At 69.1% G+C, this 23,951-nt stretch carries 14 protein-coding genes and 6 pseudogenes; 15 read left to right on the top strand and 5 right to left on the bottom strand.

Features of this window, described 5'->3' with window-relative positions; translation table 11 throughout:
• The first annotated feature begins 161 nt into the window (after positions 1 to 161).
• On the top strand, positions 162 to 1,130 hold the full coding sequence (locus BMG07_RS30530; RefSeq protein ID WP_198087671.1) for a S1C family serine protease: 969 nt from the start codon (positions 162 to 164) through the stop codon (positions 1,128 to 1,130).
• Positions 1,131 to 1,171: 41 nt separating this feature from the next.
• The gene (gene kdsA / locus BMG07_RS30525) at positions 1,172 to 2,017 is read left to right on the top strand and encodes a 3-deoxy-8-phosphooctulonate synthase (protein WP_198087670.1); all 846 of its coding nucleotides are present in this window, start codon (positions 1,172 to 1,174) and stop codon (positions 2,015 to 2,017) included.
• Positions 2,018 to 2,057: 40 nt separating this feature from the next.
• Here kdsA and BMG07_RS30520 read toward each other — a convergent pair whose 3' ends face one another.
• Both BMG07_RS30520 and BMG07_RS30515 read right to left on the bottom strand, forming a co-directional pair.
• Positions 2,058 to 2,885, bottom strand: coding sequence for an HDOD domain-containing protein (locus BMG07_RS30520; RefSeq protein ID WP_198087669.1), 828 nt, complete (start codon positions 2,883 to 2,885; stop codon positions 2,058 to 2,060).
• A 169-nt stretch (positions 2,886 to 3,054) separates the two neighbouring features.
• Positions 3,055 to 3,810, bottom strand: coding sequence for an SDR family oxidoreductase (locus BMG07_RS30515; protein WP_198087668.1), 756 nt, complete (start codon positions 3,808 to 3,810; stop codon positions 3,055 to 3,057).
• 373 nt (positions 3,811 to 4,183) lie between these two features.
• Between BMG07_RS30515 and BMG07_RS30510 the strand changes: the two genes are divergently transcribed.
• Positions 4,184 to 4,846 (top strand): hypothetical protein, encoded by a 663-nt coding sequence (locus BMG07_RS30510; RefSeq protein WP_198087667.1) that lies wholly within the window; start codon positions 4,184 to 4,186, stop codon positions 4,844 to 4,846.
• 9 nt (positions 4,847 to 4,855) lie between these two features.
• Here BMG07_RS30510 and BMG07_RS30505 read toward each other — a convergent pair.
• Positions 4,856 to 6,750, bottom strand: a pseudogene (locus BMG07_RS30505) (GspE/PulE family protein).
• A 145-nt stretch (positions 6,751 to 6,895) separates the two neighbouring features.
• Here BMG07_RS30505 and BMG07_RS30500 point away from each other — a divergent pair.
• The 4 genes and pseudogenes from BMG07_RS30500 to BMG07_RS30485 all read left to right on the top strand — a co-directional run bounded on the left by BMG07_RS30500 (position 6,896) and on the right by BMG07_RS30485 (position 10,502).
• Complete coding sequence (locus BMG07_RS30500) at positions 6,896 to 7,729, top strand: alpha/beta hydrolase (protein ID WP_269759563.1); 834 nt, start codon at positions 6,896 to 6,898, stop codon at positions 7,727 to 7,729.
• A gap of 175 nt (positions 7,730 to 7,904) precedes the next feature.
• Positions 7,905 to 9,550: pseudogene (locus BMG07_RS30495) on the top strand (methyl-accepting chemotaxis protein).
• A gap of 89 nt (positions 9,551 to 9,639) precedes the next feature.
• A complete protein-coding gene (locus BMG07_RS30490) occupies positions 9,640 to 9,984 on the top strand; it encodes an immunity 51 family protein (RefSeq protein ID WP_198087665.1) in 345 nt (114 codons plus the stop codon).
• A gap of 62 nt (positions 9,985 to 10,046) precedes the next feature.
• A complete protein-coding gene (locus tag BMG07_RS30485; RefSeq protein WP_198087664.1) occupies positions 10,047 to 10,502 on the top strand; it encodes a GNAT family N-acetyltransferase in 456 nt (151 codons plus the stop codon).
• On the opposite strand, the gene BMG07_RS30480 is transcribed toward BMG07_RS30485, so the two are convergent.
• Positions 10,491 to 11,786 (bottom strand): LysR substrate-binding domain-containing protein, encoded by a 1,296-nt coding sequence (locus BMG07_RS30480; protein WP_198087663.1) that lies wholly within the window; start codon positions 11,784 to 11,786, stop codon positions 10,491 to 10,493. The two genes, BMG07_RS30485 and BMG07_RS30480, sit on opposite strands and share 12 nt — an antisense overlap.
• Before the next feature lie 161 nt (positions 11,787 to 11,947).
• Between BMG07_RS30480 and BMG07_RS30475 the strand changes: the two are divergent.
• The 5 genes and pseudogenes from BMG07_RS30475 to BMG07_RS30455 all read left to right on the top strand — a co-directional run bounded on the left by BMG07_RS30475 (position 11,948) and on the right by BMG07_RS30455 (position 16,721).
• A pseudogene (locus BMG07_RS30475) lies at positions 11,948 to 12,975 on the top strand (amidohydrolase family protein).
• A 5-nt stretch (positions 12,976 to 12,980) separates the two neighbouring features.
• The gene (gene ligK, locus BMG07_RS30470; RefSeq protein WP_198087662.1) at positions 12,981 to 13,682 is read left to right on the top strand and encodes a 4-carboxy-4-hydroxy-2-oxoadipate aldolase/oxaloacetate decarboxylase; all 702 of its coding nucleotides are present in this window, start codon (positions 12,981 to 12,983) and stop codon (positions 13,680 to 13,682) included.
• Between the two features lie 15 nt (positions 13,683 to 13,697).
• Positions 13,698 to 15,028, top strand: a pseudogene (locus tag BMG07_RS30465) (gallate dioxygenase).
• A complete protein-coding gene (locus BMG07_RS30460; protein WP_198087661.1) occupies positions 15,025 to 16,005 on the top strand; it encodes a tripartite tricarboxylate transporter substrate binding protein in 981 nt (326 codons plus the stop codon). Before BMG07_RS30465 ends, BMG07_RS30460 begins: the two are co-directional and overlap by 4 nt.
• Positions 16,006 to 16,010: 5 nt before the next feature.
• A complete protein-coding gene (locus tag BMG07_RS30455) occupies positions 16,011 to 16,721 on the top strand; it encodes a substrate-binding domain-containing protein (protein ID WP_269759562.1) in 711 nt (236 codons plus the stop codon).
• Positions 16,722 to 16,739: 18 nt separating this feature from the next.
• Here BMG07_RS30455 and BMG07_RS30450 read toward each other — a convergent pair whose 3' ends face one another.
• Positions 16,740 to 17,699 (bottom strand): LysR family transcriptional regulator, encoded by a 960-nt coding sequence (locus BMG07_RS30450; protein WP_198087660.1) that lies wholly within the window; start codon positions 17,697 to 17,699, stop codon positions 16,740 to 16,742.
• Between the two features lie 224 nt (positions 17,700 to 17,923).
• Between BMG07_RS30450 and BMG07_RS30445 the strand changes: the two are divergent.
• The 3 genes and pseudogenes from BMG07_RS30445 (at position 17,924) to BMG07_RS30435 (ending at position 23,790) form a co-directional block, all read left to right on the top strand.
• Positions 17,924 to 19,320 (top strand): annotated as a pseudogene (locus BMG07_RS30445) (short-chain fatty acid transporter).
• A gap of 19 nt (positions 19,321 to 19,339) precedes the next feature.
• Entirely contained in the window at positions 19,340 to 22,801 is a 3,462-nt protein-coding gene (locus tag BMG07_RS30440; RefSeq protein ID WP_198087659.1) for a molybdopterin-dependent oxidoreductase, read from the top strand.
• Between the two features lie 45 nt (positions 22,802 to 22,846).
• Positions 22,847 to 23,790 (top strand): annotated as a pseudogene (locus BMG07_RS30435) (ornithine cyclodeaminase family protein).
• Positions 23,791 to 23,951 lie beyond the last annotated feature (161 nt).

Below are 23,951 nucleotides of genomic sequence, written 5' to 3'. Positions count from 1 at the left end.
GCCCGCCGCGCTGCAGCACTCGCCGAACGCGGCGGCGGCCTCGCCGGCCGTGCCGCGCGGCTGACCGCACCCGCGCCCCGCGGGCGTTCCGGCCCGGGTTGAAAAGCGCTTTCGCGCCGCCATTTCTGCTGGAGATCCTGGCGACTGAAAGAGGTGCTCCCATGGGCGCGCGCGACGAATTCCTTCTCGACTCCTACTCGGCCACCGTCACGCGGGTGGCCCAGACCGCCAGCGCGGCGGTCGCGCACATCAAGGTCCGAAAACCGCCAAAAGGCGGCAATGCGGGCGGCAACCCGGGCGGCCAGGGCAGCGGCTCGGGCTTTCTGTTCACGCCCGACGGCTTCACCATCACCAACGCCCACGTGGTCGAAGGCGCGAGCGAGCTGCGCGCGGCCTTCGCCGACGGCACCGAAAGCGTCGCGCGCCTCGTGGGCATCGACGCATCGACCGATGTCGCGGTGCTGCGCATCGAGTCACCGCCCAGCGCGTTCCTGCCGCTGGGCAGCTCGGCCGCCCTGCTGCCCGGCCAGCTGGCCGTGGCCGTGGGCAACCCGCTGGGCTTCGACTTCACCGTCACGGCCGGCATCGTGAGCGCGCTGGGCCGCAGCCTGCCCTCGCGCGGCGGCCGGATGATCGAGGACGTGATCCAGACCGACGTGGCGCTCAACCCCGGCAATTCGGGCGGGCCGCTGCTGGACAGTGCGGCGCGGGTCATCGGCGTGAACACGGCGGTGATTCCGTCGGCCCAGGGCCTGAGCTTCGCGGTGGCGATCGACACCGCGCGCTGGGTGGCCGGCGAGCTGATGCGCCACGGCGCCGTGCGGCGCGGCAAGCTGGGCGTGCAGTGCGCCGCCATGGCCCTGCCCCGGCGCTGGGTGCGCGAGAACGAATGGCCCGTGGCCACCGGCGTGCGCGTGGTCGAGGTGGTGGCCGGCTCGGCGGCGGCGCGCGACGGACTGCGCGGCGGCGACATCCTGATCGGCTGCGACGGCACGCCGCTGGCGCAGCTGTCCGACCTGCTCAAGCGGCTGGCCGGCGAAGGCTACGGGCGGCCGTTGCTGCTGAAGCTGCTGCGGCCCGTGGCGGGCACGCTGACGACCCTGTATCTGACCGTCACGCCGGGCGGCTAGGCCAACCGGAGGGAGAATCGGTGCATCGCCAGGAGAAAACCTTGACCACTGTCACCATCACCCCCAACGTCCACGTCCGCAACGACGGCCCCTTCGTCCTGTTCGGCGGCGTGAACGTCCTCGAGTCGAAAGACCTGGCCCTGCGCAGCGCCGAAGAGTACGTGCGCGTCACGCGGAAACTGGGCATTCCCTACGTCTTCAAGGGCAGCTTCGACAAGGCCAACCGCTCGTCCATCCATTCGTACCGCGGCCCCGGCCTGGACGAGGGCCTGAAGATCCTGCAGGCCGTGAAAGACGCGTTCGGCGTTCCCGTGATCACCGACGTGCACGAAGTCGCGCAGGCGGCCCCGGTGGCCGAGGTGGTCGACGTGCTGCAGCTCCCCGCGTTCCTTGCGCGCCAGACCGACCTGGTGGTGGCGCTGGCCCGGACGGGCCGGGTCATCAACATCAAGAAGCCCCAGTTCCTGAGCCCGCCGCAAATGCTGAACATCGTGGAGAAGTTCAAGGAAGCCGGCAACGACAAGCTCATTCTGTGCGACCGCGGCACCTGCTTCGGCTACGACAACCTCGTGGTGGACATGCTGGGCTTCGGCGTCATGAAGAAGACCACGCAGAACCTGCCGATCATCTTCGACGTGACCCATTCGCTGCAGCAGCGCGAAGCCGGCGCCGCCGCATCGGGCGGCCGCCGCGAACAGGTGGCCGACCTGGCGCGCGCCGGCATGGCGGTCGGGCTGGCGGGCCTGTTCCTCGAAGCCCACCCGGACCCGGCGCAAGCCAAGTGCGACGGCCCGAGCGCCCTGCCGCTGGACAAGCTGGAGCCGTTCCTGGCGCAGATCAAAGCGCTGGACGACCTGGTGAAGTCGTTCGCGCCGCTGAAGATCTGAGATCCGGAGAGAGGACGCCTGACGCCTGACGCCCGGCGCGTCAGGCGATCATCGATTCCAGGTCGGCGGCGAGCACGCGCGGTGCCGGCATCTCGTGGACCATGTCCTCGGTGATGCCGACCGCCAGCGCCGACTGGCTGGGCCAGAAGCCGCTGACGTGGCTCAGGTCCACGCCCTGGCGCTCCAGCGCCACGCGCCACACCGCCAGGTGAAGCACGCCGGCGAGCGGGTCCACCGGCTGCGACTTGGCCGGCGTCACGAAGCTCGACAGCGCGCCGACCAGGTCGGACGCGAAATCCCAGCGCCGCGCCAGGGATGCGCTCACGTCGCCGTAGTGATAGCCGAACTCGGCAAGCTCCAGTTGCGCGCGCCCCAGGGCTTCGAAGGGGTGAATGGCATTGAGCGCGGCAATGCGCTCGGGCATGGCCTGCGCCATGATCAGGTGGCCGATGGCGTGCATGCTGCCCGCGGTGAAGGCCAGGTTGGGGTCGACGCTGCGCGTCTTGGACGCCAGGTAGCGCGAGACCGACGCCACGCGCAGGCTGTGGGCCCAGAAGCCCGGCAGGTTGACGCCCTCCACCTTCCTGAAGGTGGCCGAGAGCCCCGAGCTCACCACGAACGACCGGATGGCCGAGAGGCCCAGCATCAGGATCGCGCCCTGGATCGAGGAGATCTTGCGACGCAGCCCGAAGAACGGCGAATTGACCATCTGCAGCACCCGGGCCGCCAGCACCTGGTCGAGCTCGATGCGATGCGCGACGACCGCGAAGGGCACATTGTCGTCATGCAACATATCGATCAGATCGGCGACCACCTTCGGGACGGTGGGAAGCGATTCGTCGTCGGCAAAGAGTTGGTCGAGTGTCATGGCGCGGAGGGTGTTGTCTTTGTATGCAAAGATTTTCCTCCAGCGCGCCGCTTGGTAAACCCTCTGTTTGCATGAATCTGTAATTTCTACGGATTCCGGTGGGGGTGGGTTTCGGCATCGCGACGCCTTGAACAGCCGCCCTGCCCGATCGCACCGGCGCGCGCCCCCCTCAACCGGGGTTCATCGCAGCAAAGGTCGCCTCGTATCGACCGTCCCGCTCCGCCCACCGCCGGGCCTTGTCGCGCTCGACCAGCACCTCGCCCCGCGCGTGTTCCTGCCGCTCCAGCAGTTGCATGACCTCGGCCGCATACGCGGCCACCGGCATCGCGCGGGGGTCGACCGCCTGCTGCGCGCCCGTGAGCTCGGTCTGGACATAGGGCGGTGCCAGCTCGAGCACTTCGACCGGAAACTTGCGCAGCTGATGCCGCAGCGATTGCAGCCACGAGTGCAGGAAGGCCTTGCTCGCGCAATAGGTCGCGAAGTCGGCGCGGGGCACGAAGGCGAGGTTCGAGCTGGTCGCCATGACGGCCGCGTTCGGCCGATGTTTCAGCGTCGGCAGGAACGCGGCCACGACCCGCAGCACGCCCATGATGTTGGTCTCCACCAGCGACTGGGCGGCCGATGCGTTCCAGTCGTCCGAGGCCAGGTCTTCGGCCAGCGATATGCCCGCGTTGGCGATCAGCACGTTGAGCCCGGGGTAGCGCGCGCGCACCTCGACGGCCAGCCCGGGCAAGGACGCGGGGTCGTCCAGGTCGAGCGGCAGGCCCGCCATGCCGGGCCGCGCGGCCGTGATCTCGTCGAGCAGCGACTGGCGTCGCCCGGTGATGACGACGCGGTTGCCCCGGTCGTGAAAAGCCTCGGCCAGCGCGCGGCCGATGCCGCTGGTGCCGCCGGTGACGAGGATGGTGTTGCCGGTCATTTGCATGTGGATCGCTCCTTCAGTTGAACCTTCGCGCGCGCGGCGGCATGCTCACGGCGAGAAACCCCGGGGAAGACCTCGGGGACGATGGGTGAGACAGGGATGGCGGGGGCGAGCCCCGCGAAGATGGAATGCCCGAGCGGGCGAATGAAGTCGGCGTCAGTGTGTGAAGTCATGCGGCAGCGTTCTTTGCATCGAGACACTCCCAGCTGGGATCCTCTCGACAAAGGACGCGTTGGATGACGGTAACGCCTACGGCAGCACCATGGCGGCGACTGCGGCGCGGATGTTAGTGCGGGGCTTTGCGGTCGTCAAGAGACCGGGCCGCTAGCATGAGCGCTCCTTCCATTCACGAAGCGCCACGCTCGCACAACACCGAATGACCATCTCGACGAAGAACCTGAACGGACTCCCGGACATTCAGGGCCTGCAACGCCTGACCCAGTCGCTGGCCATGCTCGATGCCATCCTGTCGCCCGAGTGGGAGTACCGCTACTACTCGTTCAATAGCGCATGGGCCGAGGGCGTGGCGATGGCGTCGATGCGCAACGGCTCGGGCGACCATTGGTTCGCCGTCTTCTGCCCCGCTGGCGCCGCGCTCCATGGCCTCATGCACGAGGCCCCGACGTTTCGCCCCGGCAACCCCTCGCCCGCGATCTTCGAGCGCCTGCCGGCGGCCTTCCACGCCAACCTGTTGCACGAGCCGGCCTTCACCACGCAGGACAGCACGTTCTGCATCTGGCGGCTCGCCGATGAAGCGCGCTGGTCTTGCGGCACCGCCGAAGCTTCCACGGGCGAAGAAGACGCGGACGGCTCCGCGCAACTCCTGGGCATTCTTGCCGGGCGGCCCGAGCAATACGTGGAGTTCGCCGGCGACTACTACGAATGCGATGTCGACCTGGACGCCGTTGCCGCGATCTATCGGCATGAGCCGCTGAGCGCCGCGCTCGTCGAGCGGCTCAACCCTGAAGCCGACCTCGCGTCGCTCGAGGGCGATATCGCGGAGATCGGCTATCCGCAGCCGGGCGCCGGCGCGAGCTAGCGCAAAGCCTCACACGTTGCTGGTCGCGCGCACTTCCTCGACCGTGGTGCGCCCGGCCAGCACTTTCTCGATGCCGTCCTGGCGCAGCGTGCGCATGCCCTCCTGCAGCGCGGCCTGCTGGAGTTCTTCGGCGCGCGCGCCGGTCTGCACCAGGCGGCGCAGCGTCTTCGACATCACCATCAGCTCGTGGATGCCCACGCGCCCCTTGAAGCCCGTGCCGCCGCAGTGCTTGCAGCCGACACCATGGTAGGCGTGCAACTGGCCCTCGCGCCCGTAGCGGGCGAGCCAGTCGTTGCGCACGGCCTTGCGTTGCGCCGCGTGGTCCTCGCGCGCGCCGAAGGCGTGCATGTAGTCGTCCAGCAGTTCCTCGACCCGCTCGGGGCTCGCGGGGCTGCTCTCGACGCAGCGGGTGCAGATGCGTCGCACCAGCCGCTGCGCCAGCACCGCCAGCAGCGAGTCCGCGAAATTGAACGGGTCCATGCCCATGTCGAGCAGGCGGGTCACGGTTTCGGGCGCGCTGTTGGTGTGCAGGGTCGACAGCACGAGGTGGCCGGTCAGCGAGGCTTCGATGGCGGTCTTCGCGGTTTCCTCGTCGCGGATTTCGCCGACCATGATCACGTCGGGGTCCGCGCGCACGAAGGCGCGCAGCGCCTTGGCAAAGGTCCAGTCGATGCGCGGGTTGATCTGCACCTGGCGCAGGCCGGTCTGCGTGATTTCCACCGGGTCTTCGGCGGTCCATATCTTTCGTTCGGGCGTGTTGATCTGCATCAGCGCCGAGTGCAGCGTCGTGGTCTTGCCCGAGCCCGTGGGGCCCACGCACAGCACCATGCCGTAGGGGCGCTCGACGGCCTTCGTCAGCTCCGCCAGGTTGTTCGGCGACAGGCCCAGCTCGGTCATCGGAATCGGCTTGGCCGACGCCAGGATGCGCATCACCACGTCCTCCAGCCCGTTGTTGGTCGGGATGGTCGCCACGCGCAGCTCGATGCGGTGCTGCGGCGAGTACTTGGCGAAGTTGATCTTGCCGTCCTGCGGGTTGCGCTTTTCGCTGATGTCCAGGTCGCACATGATCTTCACGCGCGCGACGATCGCGTTGCGGTAGCTCGGCGGCAGCTCCAGGTAGGTGTAGAGCAGGCCGTCGCGCCGAAACCGGATGCGGGTCTTTTCCTGGCCGGGGTAGCTCTCGATGTGGATGTCCGAGGCGCCCTCGCGGTGGGCCTCCTGGATCATGCTGTTGATCATGCGCACCAGCGAGTTGTCCGACTGCTCGATGGGCGCCTCGGCGGTGGGCGCGGCCGGGCCTTCTTTCTCGAGCGTCTGCAGCAGTTCGCTGGTGCCCGCCATGTCGAACTCCAAGGGCCGCATGGGGTCGAGGTTGGCGGCGAACAGGCTCGCGGCGGCCGTCTCGCCGATCTTCTCGTAGGCGGCGTTCAGCACGGTGTCCAGGTCCAGGCACTGGCCCACGACCGGAATGATCTTGGTCTGCGCGATGAACTCCGCCTCGTCGAGCGCCGAATGGCGGCTGCTCGGGTCGTCGATGGCCACCACGAGGCGCCCCTCGTGCAGCATCAGCGGCATGATCTGCAGCCGCCGCGCCACGCCGTGGCCGATCTTGCGCAAGGCTCGGGCGCGGCCGGAAACAGGTGCAGGTTCACGAGCGGGTAGCCCATCTTGCGCACCAGCGCGGTCTGCAGCTGGACCCGCGTGACCACGCCCATGCGCACCAGCGTCTCGCCCAGCGGCACGTCGGGCTCGCGCCGCTGCTGGGCCAGCCCGTCGCGCAGCTGGTCGTCGGTGATCATGCCGAGCGAAGACAGCGCCTCGCCGATGCGCGCGATCGGCGCGTGGCTCTGGACCTCGAGCGCGCGCAACAGTTGTTCGGGCATGACGACTTCGGTGGATGACATGTGCGCTCTCTCGTGTCTGTGATGCGTAGCATCCTAGAACGCAATGCATGCGCGTGTCAGCAGTGCGACTCTTGAGTACGCAAGTTCTCACACGCGAAGAACAGGCGAAACTAGGGCCTCGAACCTCTCTCCCGGAGCACCCGACTTGTCATCCAAAGTCTCCCGCATCGCACTGTCGGCCTCGGCCGCCGCCATCGGCAGCCTCGCCGCGTACTGGACCCTGCTCGCCACGCGCCAGGGCCACATTCTTTTCAACGCCCGCAAGCTCCCCGTCGTTCATCTGTCGGACGACTTTTCCACCTACTCGCACACGGTGCCCGGCGGCATGGTGCGCGGCTACGTCTATCACCCGCAGGGCGAAGCCGCGCTGCACGACCTGTTCATCTACTTCGCGGGCCGGGGCGAAGACGTCCGCGCCACCGCGCAGATGCTGCACTGGCTGCCCGAGGGCTTCGGCTTCGCCGCCATCAACTACCGCGGCGTGGCCGACTCGCAGGGCCACCCGTCCGAGGTCGCCTCGGTGGAAGACGCGGGCCAGTTCGCCCGCCACCTGCGGCGCGCCTACCCGCAGGCGCGCCTGCACGTGGTCGGGCGCAGCCTGGGCACGGGCGTGGCCGTGCAGCTCGTGGCGCGGCAGGACTTCGCGAGCCTGCAGCTGGTCACGCCCTACGACTCGATGCTGCAGGTCGCCAAGAAGCGCTTTCCGCTGGTTCCGCTGTCGCTGCTGCTGCGGCACCAGTTCAACTCGCTGGAGCATTGCAAGGAAGTGGCGGCCAAGACCCAGGTGCTGCTGGCCGAGCGCGACGACGTGGTGCTGCCCGAGCGCTCGCAGAAACTCATCGACGCCTGGCCGACGCCCATCAGCGTGCAGACCGTGCCGGCCTCCGACCACCACAGCATCATGGGCCTGGAGGCGACCTGGCTCTACCTCGTCGATTTCGCGCTGACGGCCGTGCTGCCCGAATCGAAAGTGGCCTGAACGGCCGCGCCGGGGCCGTTCGTGCCCTGCGTGCGAAAGTTGCCTTAAGTTTTCACCCGAACTGCCGATATCCAGCAAGGAGAGCGCCCACCCGGTCGCTTTTTTCAGATTCGAAGACGGCCGCCCTGCCCCGGCGGCCGTCTTTCCGTTCCCCCTTGAGTCCTGGAGTCAGATCATGTTCTTGAGCAATGTCTCAATTGGCAAACGCCTCACCATCGTGCTGGGCGTCATCCTGGCGCTGTTCCTGGCCACCAGCGTGGCCGCCGTCTACAAGCTGCGGCAGTTGAGCGACGAGATCGACGCCATGATCCAGGACAACGTCAAGACCGAGCGCGCCGCTCCGACTGGCTGCGCCACACCACGGCCGGCGTGCAGCGCGCCGCCGCCATCGCCAAGAGCAGCGACTCCAGCCTGATCGACTACTTCGCGCCGGCCACGGCCGCCTCGATCAAGGACACGACCGAGCTGCAGAAATTCATCGAGAGCAAGCTGGTCAAGCCCGAGGAAAAGCAGCTGCTCGACAAGGTCGGCGGCCTGCGCAAGGCCTACCTCGCCTCGCGCGAAGAAGTGAGCAAGCTCAAGCTCAAGGGCGACCTCGAAGGCGCCAACCGCCTGTTCGACTCGCAGTTCCAGCCCACGTCGACCAGCTACATCGCGGGCGTGCAGCAGGTCGTGGACCTGCAGCGCCAGCAGCTCGACGCCGCCGCCGTGCGCGCCAACGAGCTGCGCGCGCAGACCAGCACGCTGCTGATCGTGTGCTCCGCCGTGAGCCTGGTGCTGGGCGGGCTGCTGGCCTGGTTCCTGGCACGCAGCATCACCGGCCCGCTGCGCAACGCCGAGACCATCGCGCAATCGATCGCCGACATGGACCTGACCGGCAAGGCCCAGTCGCACTACGCCAACGACGAGACCGGCCACCTGCTGCGCGCGCTCGACCTGATGCGCACCGCCCTGCAAAGCTCGCTCACGCAGGTGCACGGCGTGGTGATGAACGTGTCGACCGCCAGCACGCAGATCGCCACCGGCAACCAGGACCTGTCGTCGCGCACCGAGTCCCAGGCCGCCTCCCTCGAAGAAACCGCCGCCTCCATCGAGGAGCTGACCTCGACCGTCAAGCAGAACGCCGACAACGCGCGCCAGGCCAACCAGCTGGCCACGTCGGCGTCGGAAGTGGCGGTGAAGGGCGGCAGCGTGGTGTTCCAGGTCGTGGAGACCATGGGCTCGATCAATGCCTCGTCCAAGAAGATCGTCGACATCATCAGCGTGATCGACGGCATTGCGTTCCAGACCAACATCCTGGCGCTCAACGCGGCGGTCGAGGCGGCACGCGCCGGCGACCAGGGCCGCGGCTTCGCGGTAGTGGCCTCCGAAGTGCGCAGCCTGGCGCAGCGCTCGGCCGCCGCGGCAAAGGAAATCAAGACGCTGATCGGCGACTCGGTCGAGAAGGTCGAGGAAGGCAGCCGCCAGGTGGCCGACGCCGGCCGCACCATGGACGAGATCGTGGGCAGCGTGAAGCGCGTGACCGACATCATGGGCGAGATCAGCGCGGCCAGCCAGGAGCAAACCTCGGGCATCGAGCAGATCAACCAGGCCATCACGCAGATGGACCAGGCCACGCAGCAGAACGCCGCGCTGGTCGAGGAAGCCTCGGCCGCGGCCCAGTCGCTTCAGGAACAGGCGGGCAGCCTGTCGCAGATCGTGGGCCAGTTCAGGCTGGAGCGCGGGCACGACACGCTCGGCGCCACGGCGGGGCTGGGCCACCGCGCGCAGGCAAGCGACAGTGCGCGAGGCCTGCCGATGCGGGAGCTCGGGTTCCAGTAAAGCCGTGGGGGTTTCGTCGCCGTGTCATGCAGGGCGCCGAACATCGCGAGGCTTGTCCACCCGATTTCAACGAAAGCGGAGCCTTCGAAATGAGCACCACCAATGAAGCGATCAAGCCCTTCCGGGTCGTCTACGGCGACAAGAGCACGTCGGTCGTGCTGAACGCCGGCGACTACCGCACCAACATCTTCGCGGAGCGCGCGGAAGACGGCTTCGAAGGCAACGGCTACGACTGGGGTTCGCTGGCCACGGTGTTCCTCGAAGAGAAGATGCCGCAACTGAAGAACATCGTGCGCCTGGACCCCGAGGGCGACATGTTCTGCGCCTATTCGGGCGACAGGCAGGCCCTGGAGAGCTTCGCCCTCGCCTTCCACGCCATGTGCGAGGACGAGGCGCAGATGCGCGACCTCTTCTCGCGCGCGGAACTCGACTGACGGGCGCAGCGGGGGGAGCGTCGGGCGGCGCTGCAACAATGCAGCGAAGACAGGAGCGCCCCATGCACATACGCCCGATCTCCGAACCCGAACTCCCAGCGCTGATGGCGCTCTACCGCCACCTGCACGCATCCGACGCCCCGCTCCCCGCTGCCGCCGAGGTCGAAGCGGTCTGGCGCGAACTGCTGGCAAGCCCGCGCTACCGCTACTTCGGCGGCTACGTGGGCGAAACGCTGGTCTGCAGCTGCACCATCAGCGTCATCCCCAACCTTACGCGGGGCTGCAGGCCCTACGGCGTCATCGAGAACGTCGTGACGCACGCCGACCACCGCAAGCAGGGCCACGCGAAGGCCGTGCTGCACGAAGCGCTGGCCTTCGCCTGGTCGCAGCGCTGCTACAAGGTGATGCTGATGACCGGTCGCAAGGACGAAGCCACGCTCCGGTTCTACGAGGGCGCGGGCTTCGACCGCCACGGCAAGCAGGCCTTCGTGGCCAAGCCTGATTCATCAGCCGCCTGACACGCCGAGGAAGTCCGGCGACCCCGCCACCACCTTGCCGATCTCGTCCATCAAGGCCCGCGCCCCCGGCGACGGGAAGGCACCGAGGCGCTGCGTCAGGCCGATCTCGCGCCGGGTTTCCTCCAGCGGAAAGTCCAGCACCACCAGGCTGCCGTCGCGAATCTCGTAGCGCAGCTGGTGCGGCGAGAGCGCCGTCAGCATGTCGCTTTCCAGCAGCAAGCCGCGCAGCACGGCCAGGTCGCCGGTTTCGACGGCGGGCAGCGGCGGCGCCTGTCGCGCATTCGAGAAGAAGCGCTCCAGCAGCTCGCGCGACGGCGAGCCCTGCCGCGACAGCGCCCAGCGCGCCTCGCGCAGCATCCTGAAGTCGATGCGCGCGGCGCGCGCGAGCGGGTGGCCGGCGCGGGCGATCACCGAGATGCGGTCTTCGAACAGCGCCTGCTGCTGCAGGTCCTTGGCCTCGCCGGGGCTGCGCAGCGCACCGAGGATGAAGTCGATGTCGCCGCTGCGCAGCGACGCCGCGAGCGCGTCATAAGGGCTCTCGACCGTGGCCACGTGCAGCCCCGGATGCCGGGCCAGCAACGACGCGATGGCCAGCGGCAGGATCTGCGTGCGCCCCAGCGGCAGCGCGCCCACGTTCACGCTGCCCTGCAGCAGGCCCTCGCTGGCCGCGATGTCGGGCCCGATGTGCCGCAGCTCCGACAGCACCCGCTTGAAATAGAAGGCGACGATCTCGCCCGCCGGCGTGGGCGACAGCCCGCGCGCACCGCGCATGAAGAGCGCCACGCCGAGCCCGCCTTCGAGGTCTTTCAGCGCGCTGCTGATGGCCGGCTGCGTGATGCCGAACTCGCGCGCCACCGCGGGCATGTTGCGCTTTTCCGCAAGGCTTGCGACCACCGCAAGGCGCCGACCGTTCAGGATCGAGGTGAACAGCGACTGCACGTCGGCGCCGCCGTCGATGCCGCCGCGTGCCACCAGCTGCGTGCGCGCCTCCTCGAACTCGCGCTCGATGCGCAGGGCGCGCACCCGCACCAGCTCGCCGTAGGCGTTCAGCGCCACGCCGCGCGCGCGCCGGTCGAACAGCGGCCGGCCCAGCGCGGCCTCCAGGTCGAGGACCGAACGCGTCACCGCCGACGCCACGCGGTACAGCGCATCGGCGGCGCCGGCGATGCTGCCGGCCGCCGCCACGGCCGTGAACGCGCGCAGGTGGCGCAGGTTGATGCCGAGCGCCCCGCCGTCGGTGCGCTCGATAACTTTGTGATGTGCAGGTTGTTGCTTCAGGGCCATCGCGTTCCCTTCGATCATGCATTTTCAAGCACAAGGGTTAACCCTTCTCGATAAAAAAGAATGATGGCAGCGCAACGCTAACTCACGCCGCGCAAGGCCCCGTTCGCGCAGACTTCTCCGATGCTTGAAGCACCCACTGCACACCGCCCGGAGCGCCGCGAATGATCATCGACTGCCACGGCCACTACACGACCGCGCCCAAGGCGCTGGAGACATGGCGCAACCGGCAGATCGCCGGCATCGGCGACCCGTCGGCAAGGCCCAAGGTCTCGGAGCTGAAGATCAGCGACGACGAACTGCGCGAATCGATCGAGACCAACCAGCTGCGCCTGATGAAGGAGCGCGGCAGCGACCTCACGATCTTCAGCCCGCGCGCGAGCTTCATGGCGCATCACATCGGCGACTTCGAGGTGTCGTCGACCTGGGCCGCCATCTGCAACGAGCTGTGCTTTCGCGTGAGCGAGCTGTTCCCCGATCACTTCATCGGCGCGGCCATGCTGCCGCAGTCGCCGGGCGTCGATGTGGCCAGCTGCATCCCGGAGATCGAGCGCTGCGTGAACGCGTACGGCTTCGTCGGCATCAACCTGAACCCCGACCCCTCGGGCGGCCACTGGAACAGCCCGCCCCTGTCCGACCGCCACTGGTACCCGCTCTACGAAAAGATGGTGGAACTCGACATTCCCGCGATGGTGCACGTCAGCACCAGCTGCAACGCGTGCTTCCACACCACCGGCGCGCACTACCTGACGCCGACACCACGGCCTTCATGCAGTGCCTCACGTCGGACCTGTTCACCGACTTTCCCACGCTGCGCTTCGTCATTCCGCACGGCGGCGGCGCGGTGCCCTACCACTGGGGCCGCTTTCGCGGGCTGGCGCAGGAGATGAAGAAGCCGCTGCTGAAGGACCACCTGCTCAACAACATCTTCTTCGACACCTGCGTGTACCACCAGCCGGGCATCGACCTGCTCACGCGCGTGATCCCGGTCGACAACGTGCTGTTCGCGAGCGAAATGATCGGCGCGGTGCGCGGCATCGACCCCGAGACCGGTTTTCCCTACGACGACACGCGCCGCTACATCGACGCCACGCCGATGCTCGACGACAAGGCCCGCCGCCAGATCTACGAAGGCAACGCGCGCCGCGTGTACCCGCGCCTGGACCGCGCACTGAAGCAAAAAGGACTTTGAACACCATGTCGACCCCCCCCGTTCTCCAGGAGCTCGGCGTCGTGCATCGCCGCGTCGCGCGCGCCGATGCCGCCGCCGTCGAAAAGCTCTCGCGCTTCGGCGTGTCGACGGTGCACGAGGCGCTCGGGCGGCTCGGCCTGATGGCGCCGCGCATCCGCCCCATCCACCCCGAGGCGCGCCTGTGCGGCACCGCCATCACCGTGCTGCTGCAGCCCGGCGACAACTGGATGCTGCACGTCGCGGCCGAGCAGGTGCAACCGGGCGACGTGGTGGTCGCGGCCTGCACCAGCGACTGCACCGACGGCTTCTTCGGCGACCTGCTCGCCACCTCGCTCAAGGCGCGCGGCTGCAAGGGCCTGGTGATCGACGGCGGCGTGCGCGACGTGCGCGACCTCATCGCGATGGACTTCCCCGTGTTCAGCCGCGCCATCCACTCGAAGGGCACGATCAAGGCCACGCTGGGTTCGGTCAACGTGCCGGTGGTGTGCGCCGGCGCGCTGGTGCAGCCGGGCGACGTGGTGCTGGCCGACATCGACGGCGTGGTGGTGGTGCCCGCGCAGTTGGCCGCGCGCGTGGCCGATGCGGCCGAGGCCCGCGAGGCCAACGAGACCGGCAAGCGCGCGCGCTTCGCGGCCGGCGAACTGGGGCTGGACATGTACGCGATGCGCGAGCCGCTGGCCAAGGCTGGCCTGCGCTACATCGACTGAGCGAGGGAGCGCACCATGGCCCAGATCATCGGCGCCGTCGCCTGCTCGCACACGCCCACCATCGGCTTCGCGTTCGACAAGAACAAGCAGCAGGACCCGGTGTGGGCCCCCATCTTCGAGGCCTTCGCGCCGGTGCAGCAGTGGCTGGCGAGCAAGAAGCCCGACGTGCTGTTCTTCATCTACAACGACCACGTCAGCTCGTTCTTCTTCGACCACTACTCGGCCTTCTCGCTGGGCGTGGGCGAGCGGCACGAGGTGGCCGACGAAGGCGGCGGCGCGCGCGACCTGCCGCCGCTGGACGGCCATCCGGCGCTGGCGCGGCACATCGGCCGCTCGCTGGTGGCGGACGAGTTCGACATGTCCTTCTTCCAGGACCGCGCGCTCGACCACGGCGTGTTCTCGCCGATGTCGCTGCTGTGCCCGCACCGGCCCGCATGGCCGATTCCGGTGGTGCCGCTGCAGGTCGGCGTGCTGCAGTCGCCGGTGCCTTCGGCGCGGCGCTGCTACAAGCTGGGCCAGGCGCTGCGCCGCGCGATCGAAAGCTACCCGGACGACCTGAAGGTGGCGATCGTTGCCACCGGCGGCCTCTCGCACCAGGTGCACGGCGAGCGCGCGGGCTTCAACAACACGGCGTGGGACGCGCGGTTTCTCGACCTGATCGAGAACGACCCCGTGCGCCTGACCGAGATGACGCAGGCCGAGCTGGCCACGCTGGGCGGCATGGAAGGCGCCGAAGTCATCATGTGGCTGGTGATGCGCGGCGCGATGTCGTCCAACGTGCGCAAGACGCACCAGAGCTACTACCTGCCCTCGATGACGGGCATTGCCACCGCCATCTACGAGAACCTCGCGAGCCCGCCGATTGCGGGCGAGTCAAACGCCACCGCCGCCACATCGACGAAGAACTCGCCGGCGTCGAAGCGCTGGACGGCACCTACCCGTTCACACTCGAGACCAGCGTGCGCGCCTACCGCCTCAACAAGTTTTTGCACGGCATGACGCGGCCGGCGCATCGCGCGGCTTTTCTCGCGGACGAAGAGGCCGCGTTCGAAGCCGCCGCGCTGACGCCGAAGGAGCGCGACATGGTGCGCGCGCGCGACTGGCGCAGCCTGATCCGGTACGGCGTGATCTTCTTCATGCTGGAGAAGCTGGGCGCGGTGGTGGGCGTGTCGAACCTGCACATCTATGCCGCCATGCGCGGCCAGTCGCTGGAAGACTTCCAGCAGACCCGCAACGCGCCCGGCGCGCTGTATTCGGTGGCCGGCAAGGACGCGGCGCCGCAGGCCTGGGACCACACCAGCGGCAACGCCGCCCCGCTTTCTACTTCTGGAGACAACACGCAATGAAAACCCTTTCCCGACGCCTCGCGCTCGGCGCTGCCGCGCTGGCCCTGTGCGGCCACTTCGGCATGGCCGGCGCGGCCGATGCCTTTCCGTCCAAGCCCGTGAAGGTGCTGGTGGGCTACAGCGCGGGCGGCGCGGTCGATGCCATCGCGCGCTCGGTGGGCGTGAAGATGTCGGCCATCCTCGGCCAGCCGGTCATCGTCGAGAACAAGCCCGGCGCGGGCACCAACATCGCGATCAAGTCGGTCATCACGAGCCCGCCCGACGGCTACACGCTGCTGCTGGCCGCCAACGCGCTGGCCGTGAACCCGTCGCTGTTCCAGCCGGCCCCTTACGACCTGGAGCGCGAGCTGACGCCGGTGGCCCTGGTCGGCCGCGTGCCCGTGGTGTTCACGGTGCGCGAAGAGTCGGCCATCAAGACGCTGCCCGAGCTGGTCGCCGCCGCCAAGGCCAAGCCCGGCGGCCTGACCGTCGCCACGCCGGGCAACGGCTCGACGCCGCACCTGGCCATGGAGCTGTTCCAGCACACGGCCGGCCTGCAACTGCGGCATGTGCCCTACAAGGGCGGCGCGCAGGCGCTCACCGACGTGCTCGGCGGCCATGTCGACGTGGTCGCGGTCAATGCGCTGGAGGCATTGCCGCTGGCCAAGTCCGGCAAGCTGCGCGTGCTCGCGGTAATGAGCGCCGAGCGCTCCGCCGTGCTGCCGGGCGTGCCCACCGTGGCCGAGTCGGGCTATCCGGGCTTCGAGGCGAGCGTCTGGTATGGCTTCGTCGGGCCGGCCGGCCTGCCCAAGCCGGTCGTCGACAAGCTGCACGACGCGGTGCAGAAGGCCATCGACTCGCCCGAGGTGCGCGCCCAGCTCGCGGCCGCCGGCGGCGTGCCGCTGCCCGGCCCCTCGGCGCAGTTCGACAAGCTGCTCAAGACCGACGTGGCGCGCTACGGCAAGCTGATCCGCGACGCCGGCATCAAGCCCGATTGAGCGCCATGGCCGCGGGCAACGATGTGTCGCCGCACGCCATTCGGGGCATCGGCTCGATGGCCACGCGCGGCCTGATGCAAGTGCTGACGGCGGCGTACACCCGGCAAAGCGGCGTGCCTGTGTCCTTCGAGTCGGTGGGCGGCGTGGAGGCCGCGCGGCGCGTGCTGGCCGACGAGCCCTTCGACGTGGTGGTGCTGGCTTCGGAGGCGCTCGACAAGCTCGCTGCGGCCGGCAAGGTGGATGCGTCGCGCAAGATCGATGTGGCTCGCTCCGGCGTTGCGGTGGCCGTGCACGCGGGCGCCGCGCAGGTCGACATCTCCAGCGAAGACGCGGTGCGGCGCGCCGTGCTGGACGCACAAGGCATCGCCTATTCGACCGGGCCGAGCGGCGTGGCGTTGATCGCGTTGTTCAAGCGCTGGGGCATCGCCGGCGCCATCAAAGACCGCCTGGTGCAGGCGCCGCCCGGCGTGCCGGTAGCCTCGCTGATCGCGCAAGGAGAAGCCGCCTTGGGCTTCCAGCAACGGAGCGAGCTGATCGATGTCGCGGGCATCGCGCTGCTGGGCCCGTTGCCGCCGGAGATCCAGATCACCACGACCTTCAGCGCCGCGCCAGGCTCGCGCGCATCGCGACCCGATGCCGTGCGCGCGCTGCTCGCTTTCATGGCCTCCAAGGACAGCGAAGAAGCCAAGCGCCGCTGCGGGCTGGAACCCGCCTGAGCGGCAGGCGCCCTCGCCTTACTCGCCGACCGGTTCCTCCAGCAACGCCTCGCCGCCGCGCGGCAGCGACTCGCGCGTCAGCGTCTTCGCCAGCAGCCGCAAGGTGGTCGCACAGGCCGCCGTGGCCTTCGACAGCACGGCCCCGCGCCGATACGCCAGGCCCAGGTCCATCGACGGCACGGCGCTCGTCATCACCGTGCGCCGGATGCGCCCGCCGTCGTGCGACCACGGGCGAAACACCAGGTCCGACAGGATCGTCACGCCCACGTTCTGCGCCACGAGGCTGCGCACCGCCTCGATCGACTTGGTGCGGAACACGACCTTGGGCTGGAGCTTCATCGCGCCCCAGTAGCGGCCCACGGTTTCCACGTGCTCGTCCATGTCGAGCAGCACGAAAGGTTGCTCGGCGATTTCCTTCAGCGACACCGCCTTGTGGCTGACCAGCGGATGGTCGAGCGAGGTCCACAGCCGGCGCTGCGACTTCAGCAGGTTCTCGCGCCGGATGTCCGGCGCGCGCGAGAGGTTCGACACCAGCACCACGGCCAGGTCGAACTCGCCGCCGCGCAGGCCGTCCTCGATCTCGAGCCGGTTGCGCTCCACCGGCTCGAACTCGACGAGCGGCAGCTGCCGCCGCATGGCGCCGATGATCTTCGGCAGCATGTACTCGGACACGGTGTCGGTGATGGCGATCTGCACCCGGCCTTCCACCGACGAGACCGAATTGCGCGTTTCCTCGATCGCCGCCTCGAGCGTGCTCAGCATGTGCTCGGCATGGCGCAGAAAGCCCTCGCCTTGGACCGTGAGGCGCAGGCCGTCGGAGTGCCGCGTGAAGAGCTGCACCTTCAGCGTGGCCTCCAGGTTCTTCAGCGAGGTGGTGAGCGACGGCTGGCTCACGTAGCAGCGCTGGGCCGCGCGCGACACCTGCCCCGTGTGCGCGGCGGCGGTGAAGTGCTGCAACTGCTTGATGGTTATCGACATAGACCGTTCCTATATCGCTCTATTGAAAATAGAGATTATGAATTATCGATGCCGATTCCAAATATTCGCGCTGCACGCCATGTCAGGCGTGTGACGAGCACACCCACGCATCCGGCAGCAGGAGACAACACATGCCATCGACATCATCGACTTCCGCCGGAATCGGCCAAGGCCACGCCCCCGGGGCGCCCGCACCCCAAAGCGCCAGCGCGGGCAACGGCCTGCTGAGCCGCCTGGGCCTGCGCTTCACGGCCTGGGCCGAGCGCTGGTTCCCCGACGCCTCGTGTTCGCGGCCATCGCCGTGGTGGTGGTGGCGGGCGCGGCAATGCTCAACGGGTCGAGCCCGCAGGCCGTGGCCAAGTCCTTCGGCGACGGCTTCTGGAGCCTGATCGTCTTCACGATGCAGATGGCGCTGGTGGCCATCGGCGGCTACGTGGTGGCGACATCGCCGCCCGCCGCGCGGCTCATCCGCAGGCTGGCCGCGGTGCCGGTGTCGGGCAGGCAGGCCATTGCCTACGTGGCGGCCATCAGCATGATCCTGTCGCTCTTCAACTGGGGCATTTCGCTGATCTTCAGCGCGCTGTATGTGCGCGCGCTGGCCGGCCGCCTCGACCTGCGCATGGACTACCGGGCCGCCGGCGCCGCGGCCTACCTCGGCATGGGCGCGACCTGGGCGCTCGGGCTCAGCTCGTCGGCGGCGCAGTTGCAGGCCAACGCCAGCAGCCTGCCCAAGAGCATCCTCGACATCACCGGCGTGATCCCGTTCAGCCAGACCATCTTCCTGTGGCAGTCGGCCGTCATGGCGCTGGTGCTGATCGTGGCGTCGGTGGCCGTCGCGCTGTGGTCCGCACCCGGCGCCGCGCACGCGGTGACGGCGCAGGACCTGGGCGTGGACCTGGGCGAAGCGAAGCCGGCCACGGCGGAACCCGCCACGCGCCGCCCTGGCGAGTGGTTCGAGCGCAGCCCGCTGCTCACGCTGCTGCTGTGCGCGCTGGGCTTCGGCTGGTTGGCGCAGGAGTTCATGGCCAAGAGCCCGCTGATCGCGATCTCGGGGCTGAACACCTACAACCTGCTGTTCCTGATGATCGGGCTGCTGCTGCACTGGCGCCCGCGCAGCTTTCTCGACGCGGTGGCGCGCTCGGTGCCTTCCACGGCGGGCGTGATCATCCAGTTTCCGCTGTACGGCGCCATCGCGGCCATGCTGACCTCCGCCAAGGGCGACGGCGGCATCACGCTGTCGGACCGCATCGCGCACCTGTTCGTGAGCATCTCCAGCGTCGACAGCTTCGCGGTGGTCATGGGCGCGTACTCCGCGGTGCTGGGCTTCTTCATTCCCTCGGGCGGCGGCAAGTGGATCATCGAGGCGCCCTATGTCATGCAGGCCGCCAACGACCTGAAGGTGCACCTGGGCTGGGCCGTGCAGGTCTACAACGCGGCCGAGGCGCTGCCCAACCTGATCAATCCGTTCTGGATGCTGCCGCTGCTGGGCGTGCTCTCGCTGAAGGCACGCGACATCGTGGGCTTCACCTTCCTGCAGCTGCTGGTGCACGCGCCGCTGGTGCTCTTCATGCTCTGGTTCTTCGGCCGCACGCTGAGCTATGTCGCGCCGGTGATGCCTTGATGCGCAACGCGAATCCGGGGTGCAAGTGACGACAACCACGGCAACGGCCGAGACGGAGATCAAGCAGGGCTACTGCACGCTCTGCCGCTCTCGTTGCGGCACGCTCAACGAGGTGCGCGGCGACATGCTGGTGGCGGTGCGGCCCGACGCCTCGCACCCCACCGGCCAGGCGATGTGCATGAAGGGCAAGGCCGCGCCCGAGCTGGTGCACAGCCCGCACCGCCTGCGCTACCCGATGCGCCGCACGCGCCCCAAGACCGACCCCGACCCGGGCTGGGTGCGCATCGGCTGGGACGAGGCGCTGGCCGAGACCGCGCAGCGCCTGAACGCCGTCAAGGCCGAGAGCGGCGCCGAGTCGGTGGTGTTCGCCGTCACCACGCCGAGCGGCACGCCGCTGACCGACAGCATCGACTGGATCGAGCGCTTCGTGCGCGTCTTCGGCAGCCCCAACATCTGCTACGCGACCGAGGTCTGCAACTGGCACAAGGACTTTGCGCACGCCTTCACCTTCGGTTGCGGCATGCCCGCGGCCGACTACGCGCAGGCCGACCTGATCGTGCTGTGGGGCCACAACCCCGCCAACACCTGGCTGGCACAGGCCAACGCGATCGGCCGGGGGCGCGCGAACGGCGCGAAGATGGTCGTGGTCGACCCGCGCCCCACCGCGCTGGCCCGGCAGGCCGACACCTGGCTGCCTGTGCGGCCCGGCACCGACGCGGCGCTGGCGCTGGGCCTCATTCACCTGCTGATCGCGGATGCGCGCTTCGACGAACGCTTCGTGCGCGAATGGACCAACGCACCGCTGCTGGTGCGCGGCGACAACGGGCTCTTCCTGCGCGAGCGCGACCTGTGGCCCGAGGCCGAAGGCAACCGCTTCGTGGTGTGGAACGAAGCGCGCCACCGCGCCGAGCCTCATGACACCGAACAGGCGGCCGACGCGCAAGGCGGCGCGCACTTTCGCCTGCGCGGCGCGGTCGATGTTGGCGGCCTGGCGTGCGCCCCGGCCTTCGAGCTGCTGGCCCGGGGCTGCGCCGCCTATGCGCCGCCAGAAGTCGAGCGCATCACCGGCGTGCCCGAAGCCTCGTTGCGCGCCGTCGCCGAACTCTTCGGCACCTGCAGCCGCGTGGCCTATCACGCGTGGACCGGCATCGGCCAGCACACCAACGCCACGCAGGCGGAGCGCGCGGTCGCCACGCTGTATGCGCTGTGCGGCAGCTTCGATCGCATTGGAGGAAACCGGGTGCGCGTGGGGCCGCGCGTCAACGCGGTCAACGCACTCACGCTGCTGCCCGACGAACAACGCGCCAAGGCGCTGGGCCTGCAGGAGCGCCCCATCGGCCCGCCCGCGCACGGCTGGGTCACGGCACGCGACACCTACCGCGCGATCCTCGAAGGCGAGCCCTACAGGGTGCGCGCCATGGTGGCCTTCGGCACCAACCTGCCGGTGTCGCAGGCCGACACGGCGCTCGCGCACCGGGCGCTGTCGCAGCTCGAATTCCATGTGCACTGCGACCTGTTCGAAACACCGGCCGCCAAGTACGCCGACATCCTGCTGCCGGTGAACACGCCGTGGGAGCGCGAGGGCCTGCGCATCGGCTTCGAGATCGACGACCGCGCGGCCGGCTGGGTACAGCTGCGCCAGCGCATGGTGACGCCGCGCGGCGAGGCGCGCTCCGACAACGAGGTGCTGTTCGAGCTGGCCACCCTGCTCGGCATGGGCGACGACTTCTTCGGCGGCAGCCTCGACGCCGGCTGGAACCACATCCTCGAGCCGCTCGGGCTCACGGTTGCGCAGCTGCGCGCCAGGCCCGAAGGCATCGCCTGCGCCATCGACGCCGGGGAGCAGAAGTACGCCCGCGCAACGCCCACCGGCGTGCGGGGCTTCAACACCCCGACCCGGCGCGTCGAGCTGTATTCCGAGACCCTGCTGCGCCACGGCCAGCCGCCCGTTGCCACCTTCGTGGAGCCCGCCGACACGCCGCGCGACGCGCAGGCCACGCGGCAGGGCCGCTTTCCCTATGTGCTGAGCTCGGCCAAGAACGGCTTCTACTGCCACAGCCAGCACCGCAGCCTGCCGTCGCTGCGCAAGCGCGCGCCCGACCCCGTGGCCGAACTGAGCCTCGCGCTCGCAAGCGCCAAGGGCATTGCGGACGGAGACTGGATGCGCATTCGCACCCGCGTGGGCCAGGCCCGCTTCGTGGCGCGCGTCACGCCGCAGATGGCCGACGACGTCATCGTGGCCGAGTTCGGCTGGTGGCAGGGCTGCACCGAACTCGACCGCGACGGCATGCCGACCGAAGGCCCGCTCGGCAGCAACTTCAACGCGCTGATCTCGGCCGACAGTTGCGACCCCGTGAGCGGCTCGGTGCCACACCGCTCGTTCCTGTGCGACGTCGAACGCGATCCGGCCACCGAGGCGCGGCAGCGCAAGTGGCAGGGCTATCGGCCCTTTCGCGTCAGCGCGTTGCGACCCGAGGCCGAGGGCGTGCTGGGCATTCATTTCGAGCCGGTCGAAGACGGCGAACTGCCCGACTACCGCCCCGGCCAGCACGTGGAGATACAGCTGCGGATGGACGACGGCACGCAGGTGCTGCGCGCCTACTCGCTCACCGGCGCGGCCGTGGCGGCGGGCCGGCGCGGCTACAGCATTGCGGTGCGCCACCAGCGCGGCCGCTCGGCCGACGGCACGCCGCACGAAGGGCGGGTGTCGAGCCACCTGCACCGCGCGCTGAAGGTCGGCGACACCGTCGCGCTGCGTGCGCCGTCGGGCGGCTTCGTGCTGCCGCGCCACTCGCCGCAGCCACTGGTGTTCTTCGCGGGCGGCATCGGCATCACGCCCTTCTTCAGCCTGCTCGAGTCGCTGCCCGACGGTGCGGACGGACCCGAGATCTGGCTGTACTACGCCAACCAGAACACCGCGACCCACGCCTTTCGCGAACGCATCGCGCAACACCGCGCGCGGCTGCCGATGCTGCGGGTGATCGACCACTACAACGCGCCCTTGCCGCACGACCGACCCGGCATCGACTACCACTCGGACCGCTACATCGACGCGAGCGTGGTGGACGACACGCTGATCGCGCGGCGCGCCCGCTTCTACATGTGCGGACCGCCCGCCATGATGGACGCCGTGGCCACGGGGCTGGTGGCGCGGGGCGTGCCGCGCTTCGACATCTTCAGCGAGGTCTTCCGCTCGCCCGCGGCGCCGCCCACCGACGGCGACCAACGCTTCACCGTGCGCTTCGCGCGCTCGGGCCGCGACCCCGCGACATGGACGCCGAAGCAAGGCACGCTGCTGACATTCGCCGAATCGCTCGGCCTGCAGATGGCCAGCGGCTGCCGCGTCGGCCAGTGCGAGAGCTGCGCCGTGCGCCTGCTGGCCGGCAAGGTGCGCCATCTGCACGGCAACGAACCCGAAGACCCGGCCATGTGCCTGACCTGCCAGGCCGTGCCGCTCGAAGACGTCGTGCTCGAGGCCTGACGCCGCCCGCTTTTTTTCTTCCTCCTCTTGCCTACCCGCACCCGCATGAAAATCATCGACACCGAAAGCACCCGCCGCGCCCTGCCCTTCGACCGCCTGATCCCCGCGCTGCGCGAGATGTTCGTGGCCGGCTGCGAGGTGCCGTTGCGGCACACGCACGCGCTGCAGGCCGCGACCGACACCTCGCCCCAGACCGTGCTGATCATGCCGGCGTGGCAGCACGACCGCTACCTGGGCATCAAGACCGTGACCATCTTCCCGGGCAATGCGCAGCGGGGGCTGCCCGGGCTGTTCTCGACCTATGTGCTGTACGACGCGCGCACGGGCGAGCCGCTGGCGCAGATCGACGGCAACGAGATCACGTCGCGCCGCACGGCCGCGGCATCGGCACTGGCGGCGTCCTACCTGCGCCCGCTGAAGCGCGCAGCCTGCTGGTCGTCGGCTGCGGGCGCGTCGGCAGCCTCGTGCCCGAGGCTTACCGCGCCGTGCGGCCGATCGAGCGCGTGATGGTGTGGGACCGCGACGAGACGGCCGCGTCGGCGCTCGCCGCGCGCCTGCGCGCGCAGGACATCGACGCCGCCGTGGCGCCGGACCTTGCCAGGGCGGCGGGCGACGCCGACATCGTGAGCTGCGCCACGCTCGCCACCGAGCCGGTCGTGCAAGGTGCGTGGCTGCGCGAGGGCAGCCATCTCGACCTGATCGGCAGCTTCACGCCGCAGATGCGGGAGGCGGACGACGCGTGCTTTGCGGGCGCACGGCTGTTTGTCGATACGCAGGAGGCGCTGCAGAAAAGCGGGGAGCTGCTTGGACCGATGTCGCGCAGGGTGTTCGCGGCGGGGGATGTGGTGGGGACGCTGGCCGATCTGGCGCGTGGCGCGGTGCGGGGGCGGGTCGATGGCGACGGGCGGACGGTGTTCAAGGCGGTCGGCACGGCGCTTGAGGATCTTGCGGCGGCGATGCTTGTGTTCGAGGGCCTTCGAACCCACTGACTTCGTGTATTGCTCCTTCCCCTCCCGGGGGAAGGCCGGGATGGGGGCAAGCGCCCAACGAGCGCTGTTCGGTAGTCAAGGCCGCCGTGCACCCACCCCGGCCCTCCCCCGGGAGGGGAGGGAGAAAATCCCCGCCCGAAACCTGGACCCGGATCGCGCGG

This window comes from Variovorax sp. E3, assembly GCF_016082275.1.
GTDB lineage: Bacteria > Pseudomonadota > Gammaproteobacteria > Burkholderiales > Burkholderiaceae_C > Variovorax.
Note: the sequence above shows the minus strand (reverse complement) of the source record. Positions and strands in the feature narration are given on the sequence as shown.

What these genes read in the sequence shown, in the direction of transcription:
- BMG07_RS30530 (WP_198087671.1), top strand. Translation starts at nt 162, where the DNA reads ATGGGCGCGCGCGACGAATTCCTTCTCGACTCCTACTCGGCCACCGTC.
- BMG07_RS30520 (WP_198087669.1), bottom strand. Translation starts at nt 2,885, where the DNA reads ATGACACTCGACCAACTCTTTGCCGACGACGAATCGCTTCCCACCGTC.
- BMG07_RS30515 (WP_198087668.1), bottom strand. Translation starts at nt 3,810, where the DNA reads ATGCAAATGACCGGCAACACCATCCTCGTCACCGGCGGCACCAGCGGC.
- BMG07_RS30510 (WP_198087667.1), top strand. Translation starts at nt 4,184, where the DNA reads ATGACCATCTCGACGAAGAACCTGAACGGACTCCCGGACATTCAGGGC.
- BMG07_RS30490 (WP_198087665.1), top strand. Translation starts at nt 9,640, where the DNA reads ATGAGCACCACCAATGAAGCGATCAAGCCCTTCCGGGTCGTCTACGGC.
- BMG07_RS30485 (WP_198087664.1), top strand. Translation starts at nt 10,047, where the DNA reads ATGCACATACGCCCGATCTCCGAACCCGAACTCCCAGCGCTGATGGCG.
- BMG07_RS30480 (WP_198087663.1), bottom strand. Translation starts at nt 11,786, where the DNA reads ATGGCCCTGAAGCAACAACCTGCACATCACAAAGTTATCGAGCGCACC.
- ligK (WP_198087662.1), top strand. Translation starts at nt 12,981, where the DNA reads ATGTCGACCCCCCCCGTTCTCCAGGAGCTCGGCGTCGTGCATCGCCGC.
- BMG07_RS30460 (WP_198087661.1), top strand. Translation starts at nt 15,025, where the DNA reads ATGAAAACCCTTTCCCGACGCCTCGCGCTCGGCGCTGCCGCGCTGGCC.
- BMG07_RS30455 (WP_269759562.1), top strand. Translation starts at nt 16,011, where the DNA reads ATGGCCGCGGGCAACGATGTGTCGCCGCACGCCATTCGGGGCATCGGC.
- BMG07_RS30450 (WP_198087660.1), bottom strand. Translation starts at nt 17,699, where the DNA reads ATGTCGATAACCATCAAGCAGTTGCAGCACTTCACCGCCGCCGCGCAC.